This is a genomic window from Bradyrhizobium sp. HKCCYLRH3097, assembly GCF_051167875.1.
Taxonomy (GTDB): domain Bacteria; phylum Pseudomonadota; class Alphaproteobacteria; order Rhizobiales; family Xanthobacteraceae; genus Bradyrhizobium.
This window is the reverse complement of the sequence record NZ_JBNPTX010000005.1, coordinates 176871-190699: the sequence shown is the minus strand read 5'-3', so window position 1 is coordinate 190699 and position 13829 is coordinate 176871. Positions and strand designations below refer to the sequence as shown.

13 protein-coding genes are annotated in these 13829 nt (G+C 65.7%); 6 read left to right on the top strand and 7 right to left on the bottom strand.

The window, feature by feature from the left end:
- Positions 1-219: 219 nt before the first annotated feature.
- Positions 220-579 carry a twin-arginine translocation signal domain-containing protein gene (locus tag ACQR0U_RS14810; protein WP_434843435.1) on the top strand — a complete coding sequence of 120 codons (360 nt, stop codon included), beginning with the start codon at positions 220-222 and terminating at the stop codon, positions 577-579.
- A gap of 98 nt (positions 580-677) precedes the next feature.
- On the opposite strand, the gene ACQR0U_RS14805 is transcribed toward ACQR0U_RS14810, so the two are convergent.
- Both ACQR0U_RS14805 and ACQR0U_RS14800 read right to left on the bottom strand, forming a co-directional pair.
- Complete coding sequence (locus ACQR0U_RS14805; RefSeq protein ID WP_434843434.1) at positions 678-1682, bottom strand: alpha/beta fold hydrolase; 1005 nt, start codon at positions 1680-1682, stop codon at positions 678-680.
- A 111-nt stretch (positions 1683-1793) separates the two neighbouring features.
- Positions 1794-2492 (bottom strand): ArsR/SmtB family transcription factor, encoded by a 699-nt coding sequence (locus tag ACQR0U_RS14800; protein WP_315714525.1) that lies wholly within the window; start codon positions 2490-2492, stop codon positions 1794-1796.
- Positions 2493-2567: 75 nt separating this feature from the next.
- Between ACQR0U_RS14800 and ACQR0U_RS14795 the strand changes: the two genes are divergently transcribed.
- Complete coding sequence (locus tag ACQR0U_RS14795) at positions 2568-2882, top strand: NIPSNAP family protein (protein ID WP_434843433.1); 315 nt, start codon at positions 2568-2570, stop codon at positions 2880-2882.
- A gap of 46 nt (positions 2883-2928) precedes the next feature.
- Complete coding sequence (locus ACQR0U_RS14790) at positions 2929-3747, top strand: isocitrate lyase/PEP mutase family protein (protein ID WP_315827359.1); 819 nt, start codon at positions 2929-2931, stop codon at positions 3745-3747.
- Positions 3748-3849: 102 nt separating this feature from the next.
- Here the strand turns inward: ACQR0U_RS14790 and ACQR0U_RS14785 are convergent, their stop codons facing one another.
- Positions 3850-4167: a hypothetical protein gene (locus tag ACQR0U_RS14785; RefSeq protein WP_315714522.1), complete on the bottom strand. Its 318-nt coding sequence runs from the start codon at positions 4165-4167 to the stop codon at positions 3850-3852.
- 171 nt (positions 4168-4338) lie between these two features.
- Complete coding sequence (locus tag ACQR0U_RS14780; protein WP_315749668.1) at positions 4339-4743, bottom strand: hypothetical protein; 405 nt, start codon at positions 4741-4743, stop codon at positions 4339-4341.
- A 149-nt stretch (positions 4744-4892) separates the two neighbouring features.
- Here ACQR0U_RS14780 and ACQR0U_RS14775 point away from each other — a divergent pair, with 149 nt between their 5' ends.
- The 3 genes from ACQR0U_RS14775 (at position 4893) to ACQR0U_RS14765 (ending at position 10000) form a co-directional block, all read left to right on the top strand.
- Positions 4893-5537, top strand: a complete 645-nt coding sequence (locus ACQR0U_RS14775; protein ID WP_315749670.1) for a trimeric intracellular cation channel family protein — start codon at positions 4893-4895, stop codon at positions 5535-5537.
- 315 nt (positions 5538-5852) lie between these two features.
- Complete coding sequence (locus ACQR0U_RS14770) at positions 5853-9344, top strand: indolepyruvate ferredoxin oxidoreductase family protein (RefSeq protein ID WP_315749672.1); 3492 nt, start codon at positions 5853-5855, stop codon at positions 9342-9344.
- Between the two features lie 152 nt (positions 9345-9496).
- Positions 9497-10000, top strand: a complete 504-nt coding sequence (locus tag ACQR0U_RS14765; protein ID WP_315749674.1) for a DUF4262 domain-containing protein — start codon at positions 9497-9499, stop codon at positions 9998-10000.
- Positions 10001-10077: 77 nt separating this feature from the next.
- On the opposite strand, the gene ACQR0U_RS14760 is transcribed toward ACQR0U_RS14765, so the two are convergent.
- The 3 genes from ACQR0U_RS14760 to ACQR0U_RS14750 form a co-directional block, all read right to left on the bottom strand.
- Positions 10078-11055: a sensor histidine kinase gene (locus ACQR0U_RS14760; RefSeq protein ID WP_315749676.1), complete on the bottom strand. Its 978-nt coding sequence runs from the start codon at positions 11053-11055 to the stop codon at positions 10078-10080.
- A gap of 102 nt (positions 11056-11157) precedes the next feature.
- Positions 11158-12210 carry an alpha/beta fold hydrolase gene (locus ACQR0U_RS14755; RefSeq protein WP_315714966.1) on the bottom strand — a complete coding sequence of 351 codons (1053 nt, stop codon included), beginning with the start codon at positions 12208-12210 and terminating at the stop codon, positions 11158-11160.
- A gap of 727 nt (positions 12211-12937) precedes the next feature.
- Positions 12938-13810 carry an alpha/beta hydrolase family protein gene (locus ACQR0U_RS14750; RefSeq protein ID WP_315714516.1) on the bottom strand — a complete coding sequence of 291 codons (873 nt, stop codon included), beginning with the start codon at positions 13808-13810 and terminating at the stop codon, positions 12938-12940.
- Positions 13811-13829 lie beyond the last annotated feature (19 nt).

Here is a 13829-nt window from a genome sequence, read left to right as displayed (position 1 = left end):
TCGGCCGGGTGTGACGCGTATGCGCGCGAGGTCGTGCTGGCGCAGACGGTCGACGCATGCTCGGTGCCGCCGGAAGAAGCCCTTTCGGATCACGGGGACGACGTGTCGATGGTATCATGTGCGCGCCATTTGGCTGTGATCGACTAAGTTCAGCTCACGTTCAGGTGATGGGTCGAATACTCCCTTCATGCCCTGGCTCGTGCATCATGGAGGCGTGCGATGGAACGACGGAACTTCCTCAAGCTGGCATTGGGGTTCGGCTGCGCGGCGGCGGCCGGCGCCGTGCTCCGCACCACCGATGCGGTCGCTGCGCCGCTCGCGCCATTGCCGCTGAACGAGGCGGCGCCTTCAGCCAGGGATCAGCACGTCGAGCCCGCGGTCGGTTCGCAGGATGAGGCCGACCGGCTCGCGCCGGAGCAGGTTCGCTGGGGGCATCACGGTCATCATCACGGACACCATGGTCACGGACACCATTGGGGCTGGCGCCGGCGGCATTGGGGTTGGCGGCGCCGTCATTGGGGCTGGCGCCACCATCATCGGCACTGGCACCGCCATTGGCATCGCCGCCACCACTGGTGATCGGCGCAGCCGCATTGCGAGAAAGCGCAGTTTCAGACGTGTGACCGCAACACGGCAGGGGTCGGCGTGGCGCGATCCCTGTCGCTCATTGTTTGCTTTCACCTGCCGAGGAAGCCCAGCAGCAGTGCGTCGTATTTGTCCGGCGCATCGAGGAAGACGAGGTGGCCGGCATTGGCGACCACCTCGGCGCGCGCATCGCCCATCCGGCTGGCCAGGCCCTTTGCCAGCTCGGCGTTCTGGCCCATCTTCGCTTTCAAGGCCTCGGGCGCGTTGGGCCGTCCCGGCGCGTTGTGATCGTCCGCGCCCATGATGAACAGCGTCGGCTGCGTCAGCAGCGGGATCTCGTGCACCACCGGCTCGCGGTAGATCATCTGATAGGAGCTGACGAAGCTCTTCAGCCAGCGCGAATAGTCGGCGCTTTGCTTCAGGTTGAAGCGTGCATCGATGAACGGCGTGACCTGCTCCGGCGGCAGCTTCAGCGCGTAGTTGGTCTCCAGCTGCTTGCGATAGCCGTCCGCCGTCAGCCGGTCCTCACTCTCGATGATCTTTTCCGACGGGATCGGCGGCACGTAGACGCGATAGTCCTCGAGCCCGATCGGCGCGGTCAGCACGAGATGCGCGACGCGGTCGGGATAGGCGCGGGCGATGCGCACGGCCAGCATGCCGCCCATCGAATGCGCGACGATATCCGCCTTGGCGATGCCGAGGTGATCGAGCAGCGTCATGGTGTTGCGCGCCAGCGTGTCGAAATGCAGCTCGCCTGCAGGCTTGGATGATTTGCCGAAGCCGACCTGGTCGGGCACCACGACGCGGAAGCCGGCGTCGGTCAGTGTCTTGATCACGGGCGCCCAGTAGCTCGAGGGGAAGTTGCGGCCGTGCAGCAGCAGGGCAACGCGGCCGTTCGGCTGCGTCGGCGCCACATCCATATAGGCCATGCGCAGCTGCTCGCCGTCATTGACCAGGGGCAGCAGGCTGACCGGATACGGATAGGGGAAACCTTCGAGATTGATGCCATAGGGCTCGCGCGGCGCCTCCGCCGCCGGGGCGACAGTCGGGGCGAGGGCGAGCAGGGCGGCACAGAAGGCGACAGCGAAACGGGACATGAAGACTCCACGACGGACGTGACGAGATGGTCGTCAACCGTCACGCCGTGCCCCGCGTTCGCCTTGGCCGCAAGGCACGAGGGCCGCGCTGCGATAAAGAGCGCGTGATCGTCAGTCTTCGGCCGGACCGAACAGCGCCGCGAAATGCTTTTCGCCGGCGCGGCTGAAATTGACCACGCGACTGCCTGGGGTGGCATCGCGCGCCGCCCATTTCAGCTCGGTGAAGCGCTTCATCAACGCTGCGCCGAGCGTGCCGGCGAGATGATGCCGCCGCGCGCTCCAGTCGAGGCAGGCCTTGCACACGGGCCGGCGCGGATGCGCCAGCATTTCCGGCGAGATCCGCAAATGCTGTGCCAGGAAATGTTTGCCGTCCTCGGTCAGCACGATCTCCTGCTTGCGCCGGCGGACCAGCTTCTGCCTCGTCATGCTGTCGAGCATCTGCACGCCGAGATCGCCGGCGAGATGGTCGTAGCAGATGCGTGCTCGCCGCAGCTCCGGCTCCTTCGGCCCGGTGCGCACCCGCATGTGGCCGGCGCGCGCGGCAAGGCCGGCGAGCTTCTCCAGCACGTCGGCGACATCGGGATCGGCGAGCCGGTAGTAGCGGTGGCGGCCCTGCTTCTCCGGCTCGACCAGGCCGCCGCCTTCGAGCTTGGCAAGATGCGAGCTCGCCGTCTGCGGCGTCACGCCCGCTTCCTGGGCGAGCTCGGTCGCGGTCAGCGCACGGCCCGAGAGCAGCGCAGTCAGCATATTGGCGCGGGCGGGATCGCCGACCAGCGCCGCCACCATCGCAATGTCCGGACCTGATTTCATACTTCGATGCTAGCCGAAGCATTCTCGCCCGGCAAGCGGATAGTGTCGACGATACAGAACTCACCGGAGGTTGTCATGACCATCACCGTCTTCATCCGCTATCGCATCGATCCGTTCAAGCGCGACGCGTTCGAGGCCTATGCCAGGCGCTGGCTGTCGATCATCCCCCGTTGCGGCGGCGACCTGATCGGCTATTTCATGCCTCATGAAGGCACCAACGACATCGCCTACGGCTTGATTTCATTCGACAGTCTCGCAGCTTACGAGCGCTATCGTACAGCCTTGCGCGGCGATGCTGAGGGCCGGGCGAACTTTGCGCTGGCCGAGGAGCACAAGCTCATTCTGGGCGAAGAGCGAACATTCTTGCGCAACGTCTTGGCGGCGCAATGATCGCGGCTCTATGCTGCCGCAACGCGAGGATGCATGGGAGGATGACATGACGTTGATCAACACGGCGGACAAGCGCGCGGCCTTTCGCAAGCTGCACGAGGCCGGCTGCTTCGTGCTGCCGAACCCGTTCGATGCCGGCACGGCCAAAATGCTGCAACATCTCGGCTTCAACGCGGTCGCCTCGACCAGCGCCGGCTTCGCGTGGTCGATCGGCAAGGCCGACACCGGCACGACGCTCGACGAGATGCTCGCGCATCTGGCGGCGCTGTCCGCGGCGGTCGACATTCCCGTCAACGCCGATTTCGAGGGCGGCTTCGCCGATGCCCCCGAGGGCGTGGCCGCCAACGTCACGCGCGCGGTCGCCACCGGCGTCGCCGGTCTGTCGATCGAGGACTCCACGGGTGACAAGGATGATCCGCTCTACGCGCGCGAACTGGCGGTTACGCGCATCCGCGCCGCACGTCAGGCGATCGATGCAAGCGGTGGGGACGTGCTGCTGACCGGCCGCTGCGAGGCGTTTCTCTGGGGCAAGCCCGACCTCAAGCTCGTGACCGACCGCCTCGCGGCCTATGCCGAGGCCGGCGCGGATTGTCTGTACGCTCCGGGGATCAAGACGGTCGAGGAGATCACGGCTGTCGTCAACGCGGTGGCGCCCAAGCCTGTGAACCTGCTGATCGGCGCGTCGGGTCTGTCATTGAGCCAGGCCGCCGAGCTCGGCGTGCGCCGCATCAGCGTCGGCGGTTCGCTGGCGCGGGTGGCCTGGGCCGGCTTCGTCCGGGCGGCCAAGGAGATGGCCGAGCAGGGCACCTTCACCGAACTGGCCAACGGCTATCCCGGGGGCGAGCTGAACAAGCTCTTCGGTTGAGATCAGGCTGCGCGCCCGTCCTCCCGCAGATACTGATCTCATCTGCCTGTAGAAAAGCCGCGGACTCTGCCGCGGCTTTTCAGTCTGATTCGCTGAAATCGCTTAGTAGCGATCCGTTCCGATGCCGACGCTGACGCCCGGGGCGCGGAAGCCGATGCCGCCGCGGTCTTCGTAGCCGCGCCGCTCGATGTAGCGCTCACGCGGAGCGTACGCGTAGGAATCGCGATCTTCGCCTTGAATGATGACGCGGCGTTCACTGCGCTCGCGCCAACAGCGGCCTTCCTCGTTACAGACCATCCGGACGTTCTGGATGTCTCGTTGCGGGACCGCCGAGGCTGCGGGAGAGATCGGTGCCGCCGAAGCGGCGGTCACGGCCAGCGTGCTTGCCGCGGCTGCGATAGCTATGGAGAGAGCTTTCATTACGTATCTCCTGGGTGAGAGTGTCAATGAGCCAACCGGTTCGCGCTGCTATGGTTCCATGGCGGCCCTCGCACGCGTCGCGTAATTTGTTGGAGGACTCGCCAAAAAACGGCGGCGGGCGATTGCTCACCCGCCGCCCAGGAGTGGGACCGCTGATTGCCGTCCGCGAGATTATTTGACGGCGTTGGGCTTGTCGCTCGGGGCCGCCGGCGGCGGTGTGGTGCGATCTCCCGCGGCGCCGGTCGTCACGCCGGGCGAGGTGTTATCTTTGGTGGTCGAGGCGGATTGCGCGGCCGGCGTGGTGCTCGCCTGATCGTTGCGCATCGACATGTTGTTCAGCCCGTAGAACACGGCGCCGAGCAGGATCGCGATGCCCAGGGCGTACGCTGCGATCCGGCCGGTCGAGGCGGAGCCTTCCCTCAACTCGGGATCGGGCTGCAGCTGGCTGTCCGTCCGCGCCGCGCGCTCGTAGTCGGCGCCGGTCATGTCGGCACCGGGCATGCCGGGCCGCGTCGTCATGTCCGGCCGGTTCATGCCGTCGGGATAGCGTTCGTTCGGGAGCCGTTCGTTGGCCATGATGTCCTCCTTGCGATTGTCACCCGACAACCAGTCGGGCCCCGGCTCTGTTCCGCGAAACCTTACGAAATCCCCAGTCGATCCGTTGCACCGCGCGCTAAGGTGCCTCGCGTGCACTGCGATTCTCCGTCCTTTTGTTGGAGCCTTCGATGTGGAACCTGCCGCCCGGTGACAGCGTGTTGCATCTGTTGACCTGGGTGGCGCTGGCGGCGCAGGCGATGACGGCCGCGCTGGCGGCGGGACGCCGCAGCATGGACTGGATGGGCGTCTGCTTGTTGGGGGCGATCACCGCGCTCGGCGGCGGCACCTTGCGCGACGTGCTGCTCGGCCACTATCCGCTTGCCTGGGTCGAGCAGCCGTCCTTGCTGCTGCTGACCGTGCTGGCGCCGTTCGTGACGATCGCCATGGCGCGCCTGGTTCACAGGCTGACCATGGCGTTCCTCGTTCTCGATGCGGTCGGCCTCGTCGTGTTCACGATGACGGGCTGCGACATCGCCTGGCAGATGAACGTGCCGATCGGCATCGTCATCGTCGCCGGGATGATCACGGGCTGCGCCGGCGGCGTGCTGCGCGACATCCTGTGCAATGACGTGCCATTGCTGTTTCGCGCCGAGCTCTACGCCAGCGTGTCCCTCGTCACGGGCCTGGTCTATGCGACCGGCTTGTCGCTCGGCATCGCCAGCGGATGGTGGACGGCGCTGACCTTCGCGCTCGGACTGTCGTTCCGGCTGCTCGCGATCCGCTACAAATGGAACATGCCGCGCTTCGTATTTGCGGGCGACGATCGGGGCTGAACGAAGGCGATCTTATCGCATCGCACAATTCGTTCGGGCCGGAATCGCGCCGGCCACAACGGTTCAGTCACCATCCGCCGAGCCGCCAAAGCCATGGTGCGCATCATCCCATTTCGCGGCAGTGGCCGTTTTCGACACAAACCGCAAAAGCGCAGCCGGCTCCCGCCACGAAATTGCGATTTCGGCTGGCTGCCCTGCGCACACGAGATTTGTGATGCGCATTCTTCAAAAGCAGACATAAATGATTGGCAGAACGCGCGCTTCCGCCGGCCGGCGGCAGTCGCGCCCCCCGACAAGGCACGGCAAGAGGGCGGAATGGGACTCAACGAGAGCGAGATCAATCTCGACCAGAAATACACCGCAAGCTCCGGCCATATCTTCCTGACCGGCATCCAGGCGCTGGTGCGGCTGCCGATGGCCCAGATCCGGCGCGACCGCGCCGCCGGGCTGAATACCGCCGGCTTCATTTCCGGCTATCGCGGCTCGCCGCTCGGCGGCTACGACCAGCAGCTGTTCTCCGCCCGCAAGCATCTCGAGCAGTACAACATCAAGTTCCAGCCCGGCGTGAACGAGGACCTCGCAGCGACCGCGATCTGGGGCTCGCAGCAACTCGCACTGTCGCCCGGCGGCAGGTATGACGGCGTCGTCGGCATCTGGTACGGCAAGGGCCCCGGCGTCGACCGCTGCGGCGACGTGTTTCGCCACGGCAATGCGGCCGGCTCCGCCAAGAACGGCGGCGTGCTCTGTCTCGCCGGCGACGACCACGGCGCCAAATCCTCGACCGTGCCGCATCAGTCCGACCATGCCTTCATCTCGGCGCTGATGCCCTATCTCTATCCGTCCTCGATCCACGAGATGATCGAGATGGGCCTGCTCGGCATCGCGATGTCGCGCTATTCCGGCTGCTGGGTCGGAATGAAGGTGATCACCGAGACGGTGGAGACGACCGCCGAGATCAACCTCAACGACGAGATGACGCCGTTCGTCATCCCCGCCGATTTCGAGATGCCGCCGGGCGGCCTCAATCTGCGCTGGCCGGATGACCGCTTCGAGCAGGACCGGCGGCTGCAGGACTACAAGGGCTTTGCCGCGATCGCCTTTGCCCGCGCCAACAAGGTCAACCGCATCACGATGGACTCACCGAACGCCCGCTACGGCATCATGGCGTCGGGCAAGAGCTATGAGGACATCCGCCAGGCGCTACGCGAACTCGGGATCACCGAGGAGGTCGCCGCCAGGATCGGGCTTCGCCTCTACAAGATCGGCATGCCCTGGCCACTGGAACCGGAAGGCGTGCGGCAGTTCGCGGTCGGCCTCGAGGAGATCTTCATCATCGAGGAGCGTCGCGAGATCGTCGAGAACCAGGTCAAGCAGGAGCTGTTCAACTGGCGCGACGACGTCCGCCCGCGCATCGTCGGCAAGATGGACGACCACGACAAGCGCTTCCTGCCGTTTGCCACCGAGCTCTCCGTCGCCTCGCTCGCGACATCGCTCACCGAGCGTCTTCTCCGCCTCGACCTCAACCCCGAGATCAAGGCGATGCTGCGCGCCAAGGCCGACTGGTTCAACGGCCGCGACGCCTCGCAGATGCAACTGGTCTCGCCGGTGGCGCGCACGCCGTATTTCTGCTCGGGCTGCCCGCACAACACCTCGACCAAGGTGCCCGAGGGCAGCCGCGCACTGGCCGGCATCGGCTGCCACTTCATGTCGTTGTGGATGAACCGCAACACCGAGACCTTCACCCATATGGGCGGCGAGGGCGTGCCGTGGGTCGGCATCGCGCCGTTCACCGACGAGAAGCACATCTTCGCCAATCTCGGCGACGGCACCTATTTCCATTCCGGCAGCCTCGCGATCCGCCAGTCGATCGCCTCCAAGGCCAACATCACCTACAAGATCCTCTACAACGACGCGGTCGCGATGACCGGCGGCCAGCGCCATGACGGCGATTTGTCGCCGCAGCAGATCACCTTCCAGCTCCATGCCGAGGGCATCCGCGAGATCTACCTGGTCTCGGAGAATCCAGACGCCTATCCGGCCGAAACGATCGCGCCCGGCGTCAAGCTCGCGCACCGCGACGAGCTCGAAAACGTCATGAAGACGCTGCGCGAGACCAAGGGCGCCTCGGCCATCGTGTTCGTGCAGACCTGCGCCGCCGAGAAGCGCCGCCGCCGCAAGCGCGGCACGATGGAGGATCCACAGCGCCGCGTCTTCATCAATCCGGCCGTCTGCGAAGGCTGCGGTGACTGCTCGGTGCAGTCGAACTGCATCTCGGTCGAGCCGCTGGAGACCGAGCTCGGCCGCAAGCGCGTCATCAACCAGTCGTCCTGCAACAAGGACTATTCCTGCGTGAAGGGCTTCTGCCCGTCCTTCGTCACCATCGATGGCGGCAAGCCGCGCAGCCGCGCGCCAGCTGAGCTCGGCGACATCGGCGAGATGCCGGAACCGCTGACCAAGCCGTCACTGGAGCGGCCCTACAACGTCGCCGTCGGCGGCGTCGGCGGCACCGGCGTGCTGACGATCGGCGCGCTGCTCGGCATGGCCGCGCACATCGAGGGCAAGGCCTCGATGATCCTCGACATGTCGGGCCTCGCGCAGAAAGGCGGCGCGGTGCTCAGCCATGTGCGCCTCTCCGAGAATACGGCTGACGTGACCTGCTCGCGCATCGTCACGGGGACCGCCGACCTCGTCATCGCCGCCGACGAGGTGGTGGCGGGTGCCAAGGAGACGATCACGCTGTGCGATGCCGAGCGCACCCATGGCGTCATCAACAGCCATCTGATTCCGACCGCCGATTTCGTGCTCAACCGCGACTTCAATTTCCAGAACCGCAAGGTGACGAGCCTGCTGGAAACGGCGCTGCACAAGGACTCGACCTTCCTCGATTTCACCAAGCCGGCCGAGGCGCTGCTTGGCGACAGCATCGCCACCAACATGATGATGATGGGCTACGCCTACCAGAAGGGCCTGCTGCCGCTGTCGGCCGAGGCGATCGAGAAGGCGATCGCGATCAACGGCGTCGCGGTCAAGATGAACACCGAGGCGTTCCGGCTCGGCCGCCTCGCGGTGGTCAACCCGGAGCGGCTCGCCGACATGATGACCGGCAAGGACGAGGCGGTGCCGCCGAAATCGCTTGAGGCGATGACGCTCGACGAGATCATCGCCCACCGCATGGCGTACCTTACCGGCTATCAGAATGCGCGGCTCGCCAAGCGCTACCGCAAGCTGGTCGATCAGGTGCGCGAAGCCGCCGACAAGGGCGGCTACGGCGAGGCGCTGCCGCGCGCAGTGGCGATCAACTATGCCAAGCTGCTCGCCTACAAGGATGAGTACGAGGTGGCGCGGTTGTTCTCCGACGGCAGCTTCGAGAAGCAGCTCCATGACGCGTTCGAGGGCGACTACAAGATCAGCTTCAACCTCGCACCGCCCATCCTCAATTCCGGCCTCGATCCGCAAGGGAGGCCGAAGAAGCGCAGCTTCGGGCCGGGCATGATGAAGATGTTCCGCCTGCTGGCAAAACTGAAGGGCCTGCGCGGCACACCACTGGACGTCTTCGGCTACGCGGCCGAACGCAAGATGGAGCGCGACCTGATCGCCGGCTATGAGAAAGACGTCGCCACCGTGCTGAACCTGCTGTCGCCTGCCAACGTCGACATCGCCGTCGAATTCCTGTCGCTGCCGGACAAGATCCGCGGCTACGGCCCGGTCAAGGAGAAGGCGGTGCAGGACGCCAAGGCGCGCTACGCCCAGCTCGCCGCCGACCTCGCCAATCCACCGCCCGCGCCAAGGCAGATGGCGGCGGAGTAAGGCTTGGCCTCTCCGTCATTGCGAGGAGCGGAGCGACGAAGCAATCCAGAGTCCGCGTGATGCCTTGGATTGCTTCGCTTCGCTCGCAATGCCGGCGCTCACGGACAGCTCGCAGGATGGAATCGTCTGGACGAACGTAAGAGGCACAACCGATGCACACTGCGCTCGATGCTGATCCGGAGAAGCTTGACGAGCATGAGCGGAAGTTCGTCGCCAATATTCGTGAGCACGGCTGGTTCGCGGTTCGTGTCGGAGCCGACGCTGAAGGGCCTGGCTTCGCCTACACAACCGGCTTCTGGTTGAAGTTTGGCCATCCCGAGTTGATTGTCTTCTCGCTGCGGGGACAAATCGCTCAGGATGTCTTCTGGCATCTGTATCATGAACTCGAAGCGGGACGGCGTATCCCCATCGGCAGTGAGTCCGGCGATGTGTTCAAGAACATCCCCGCCGTGTTGCTACCCGTCGCGCAACAGCACTATCGCAATCATCTCGGCTGGAGCCGCTGGTTCTACGGCGGTAACGGTTTCGAATGTCTGCAATTGGTCTATCCCGATCGCGACGGACACTTTCCATGGTCGTCGGACGCGCCGGTCGACATCCGGGCAGCCCAGCCCGATCTCACGGAAGGCAATTGGTCCGGCCTCTGCGCACGCTAGTCCGGCGGCCATCGTAAAGGCACGCAATCGCCGTGCCCACCATCATGCGATCGGTGCCAGCTTCCGCCTCCGCCGTGTCAATTCGCCATCCGCTCCCGGCTCATGCGCAGCGTCACGACCAGGCCTTCGGCGGACCAGTCGAAGGCGATGGTGCCGCCGAGCTGGGCGTTCATGCTGCGATGGATCAGTTTGCTGCCGAAGCCTTCGGTGGTGTCGGCCGACTTCGGCGGCCCGCCGCGCTCGGTCCACATGATCACCACTTCGTCATCATGCGCGCTGCACGACACGTCCAGCGTGCCGCTCGAAACCGACAGCGAGCCGTATTTCGCCGAGTTGGTCGCGAGCTCGTGGATGACCAGTGCCAATGTCGTGCTCGAGCGTTCTCCGACATTCATCTTGGGCACCGACACACGGATGCGGACGCTGGCGCCTTTCTCGTCATAGGGGGCAAGCAGCACCGAGACGAGATCGCCGAGCAGGGCTGCTTGGTTCGTCCCGCCCGGCCGCGGACGTATCAGATCCTGGGCACGGCCCAGCGCGATCAACCGGCTGGCGAGCTCGTGGGCCATGTCCTCCTTTGTCGCCGCTGTGCGCGACGTCATCTGCGTCAGCGCGGTGGCGATCGTCAGCAGGTTCTTGACCCGATGGCTCATCTCGCCCGCCAGCAGCTCGTTGGCTTCTTCGGCCTGCTTGCGCTGGGTCACGTCGAGGAAGATGCCGAACATCAGCCGCTCGGCGATGTCGGCATCGTCACCTTGGCCGCGGGCGGAGATCCAGCGGATTTCGCCATCCGCGAGAATGCGAAAATCGATCTCATAAGCGCCGACGATCGCCCGTGTCGCCGAAAACGCCGATCTCACCCGTTCGAGATCGGCGGGGTGAATGTTCTGGGAGAGCACCTCGAACGTGATCCTGCTCTTGGTCTTGGGCACCTCCCACAGCTCATAGGCGCGCTCGTCCATCGTGATCGCGTCGGTGTCGACGTTCCACGACCACAGGGCCACGCCGGCAGCTTTGGTGGCAGCGCGCAGATGCTTTTCGTGCCAGATCGGCATGCACGCGTCCTCGGCCGCCATGAGTTCGATCCCCGCTTTCTTCGCCGCTCTGCAGGCTACGGATCCCGCAATCCGGCAGCCGCAGCCATGTTCGCCCTCCGACTACGCCGCCGCTGCGACTTCGTCGATCGAGGACATGACGGCCTCGGTCGCCGTCTGATGCACCATGTGGCCGGCGCCGCGCACGCGGCGAAAGGTGCTCTGGCTGACGTCGTGATGAAGCCGTCTGGACTGCGCGTCGATGTCGATCAGGCGATCCTGATCACCGGCAACGATCACGACCGGCATCTTCAGCTCACCGTACGCTCTCCTGAAGCGGAAAGCATCGGGAATCATCAGCGCGGCCTCCGCGGCGGAGGCGCGGATCTGCGACGGGCGAACCGCCATTTCCTTGGGGAAGCCGGCAAACTTCGCCGGAACCGATCGCGGGCCGAACAGCTTGGCCATCAGCAGCGGCCACATCATCCGGCTGATCAGAGGGGAGATGGTGTAGCGCAGGATATCGCCCAGCAAGGGAATGGCCGGAGCCGATCCGGCCACCACGTCGGACCGGAAGGTCGGGTAGTAATAGCCGGAGGCGAGCACCATGCCCTTGACCATGGTCGGATGTTCGAGGGCGAGCGCGACGGCGACGGATGCGCCCCAGGAATGACCCAGGACGAAGGCCTCCGAGACGCCCAGGCGATCGAGCGCGCTCTTGATTAGCCCGGCCTGCGCCGTCGGCGTCCACACGACGTTGCGCGGCCGGTCGCTGTGGCCGAAGCCCGGCCGGTCGAACGCAATGACACGGTAGTTCTGCGCCGCCAGATCGATCAGGCCGCTGGAGGCGAAGTCCTGGATCATGCTGCCGTTGCCGTGCAGCAGCACCAGCGGCACGCCGGTGCCGCGCTCGACATAGTGCAGCCGGACGCCGTCGACGTCCATGAACTGGCCGGCGGGAGGATTGGCCCGCTCGGCAGACTTGGCGAGGCGGCGATTGATCAGTGCTGTGACGGCCAGAACGGTCGTGGCCGCCGCTGCCGCCAGAAGAAATGGATGAGTCTTCGCCAGCGACCGGCTGCGATGCGCCAGCGGCTGGAGGGATGGTGTCGAGTTGGTCAGGCGGCTGGGCGTCGACGCCGCGAGCGCGCGCGCTGTGGTCCGGGCTGCGGTCATCATCTGCCCTCATGGAAAGGCGTGCACGACATCCGGAGGATCCGAGAAATGATGCAGCGCAGGGGCAACGGCCGGTCACGCGGTTCGTTCCGTTGTGCCGTCCTGGCGCGCATGGTCGGGGTGTAGGTCGACCTCCGAGCGTTCCGGCCGAGCTCGACCAGCGCAATCGGTCCGGCTTCTGCACCCGGCGGATCGAGGCAGGACTCCCCACAGATGTGCCTTGCGCAAACGGCCCGTCGGGCAGAATCTACTTTACGAAATTCAGAAATTGTGCTTTGATGCGCGCATCCCGCCTCGGCCGGAGGGGCGTTGCGCGCGATCGTCACGACACGCGAGGCGGGGAGCGATGGCCGCACTTGTGCCGCAGCGTGTCTTCGGACGCGCCGACGAACGGCATGGTGCGGACGTGAAGTCGCAGCGTGCTGACACCCCGATGCTGGTGTCCCGCGCAATGCGCAAGCATTGTCGCGAATGGTGGCCAACAAGCCCGGCGCACCAGGCAGACTGCGTATAAGCGTTAAGACCGTCGCGCAGGGAAGGCCGGGCGTTCTCGGCTGCACCTGTGGTACCTGCCGCCTGCATTTTTTTCGCAGGCGGGCCGCAGGCGTCAGCCGACGCCTGGCCTTCCCTGCGCCCTCCGACTTGATGAGGGTGAACGACATCAGCACAGCTCGGGCAGCATCTGCCGCGGGAGCGCTCGCTCATGGGCTATGACGAACCGATCGCGTCAGCTTTCGAGCAGCCACTCCGTCGCGCTGCGCCACAGCGTGTCGCGATGCGCCGCGCGGAAGAAGCCCATATGGCCGATCGCGGACGCCCCGACGTCCTGCGGCGCGATGTCGAGCAGCTCCGGCGTCGTGCCCGTATAACCAGCGCACAGCAGCTCAACCGCGGGCCGCGTGGCCCAGGGATCGTCGGCGAGGCACAGCGCCCGGACGGGACTCTTGAAGTTGGCGTAGTTGGCAAGCGGCAGCGATGCGTCATCGAACAGATAGCGCGGGCTCATGATCCAGCGCACCCATTGCAGGAAGACACCCTTCGGCAGGTCCTCGCCGACGCCACTCCAGCCCGGCGTGTAACCCAGCGCATGAGTCAGCGGGACGCCAACGCCGTTGAGCATCGTCGCCACGCGCCAGCGTTCGCCCGGGGCCATCAGCTTCCAATAGCCGGCCTGCGAGGCGATGAAGAGGGCGCGCGACACCTCGGTGTTGTTGGCGAGCAGGCCGAGCGTCTGGCCGCCGAAGGAGTGGCCGACATAGCGCAGCGGCAGCGCACCGTAGCGCGCACGCATCCAACCGACCGCGCCGGTGATGTCGAGTGCGGCCCAGTCGGTCATCGAGGCCGCAAAGCCCTTCAGGGAGCGGGGACGGCTGCCGCCGATCCCGCGATAGTCGTAGGTCAGAACCGCGCAACCCTGCTGGGCAAGATGAGCAGCGAAGCCGCGATAGATCCGGCGCGGGATCGCCGCCCCGGAATTGATCAGCACGGCATGCGCCGGCGTGCCGCGCGGCATGAACAGGGTGCCCGCGAGCGCAAAGCCATCGACGGCCGGAAGGGTCAGATCCTCGCTCGAAACGCCGTCGGATCCCGTCTCAGCCACGCCTCGTCCTCCCATCACT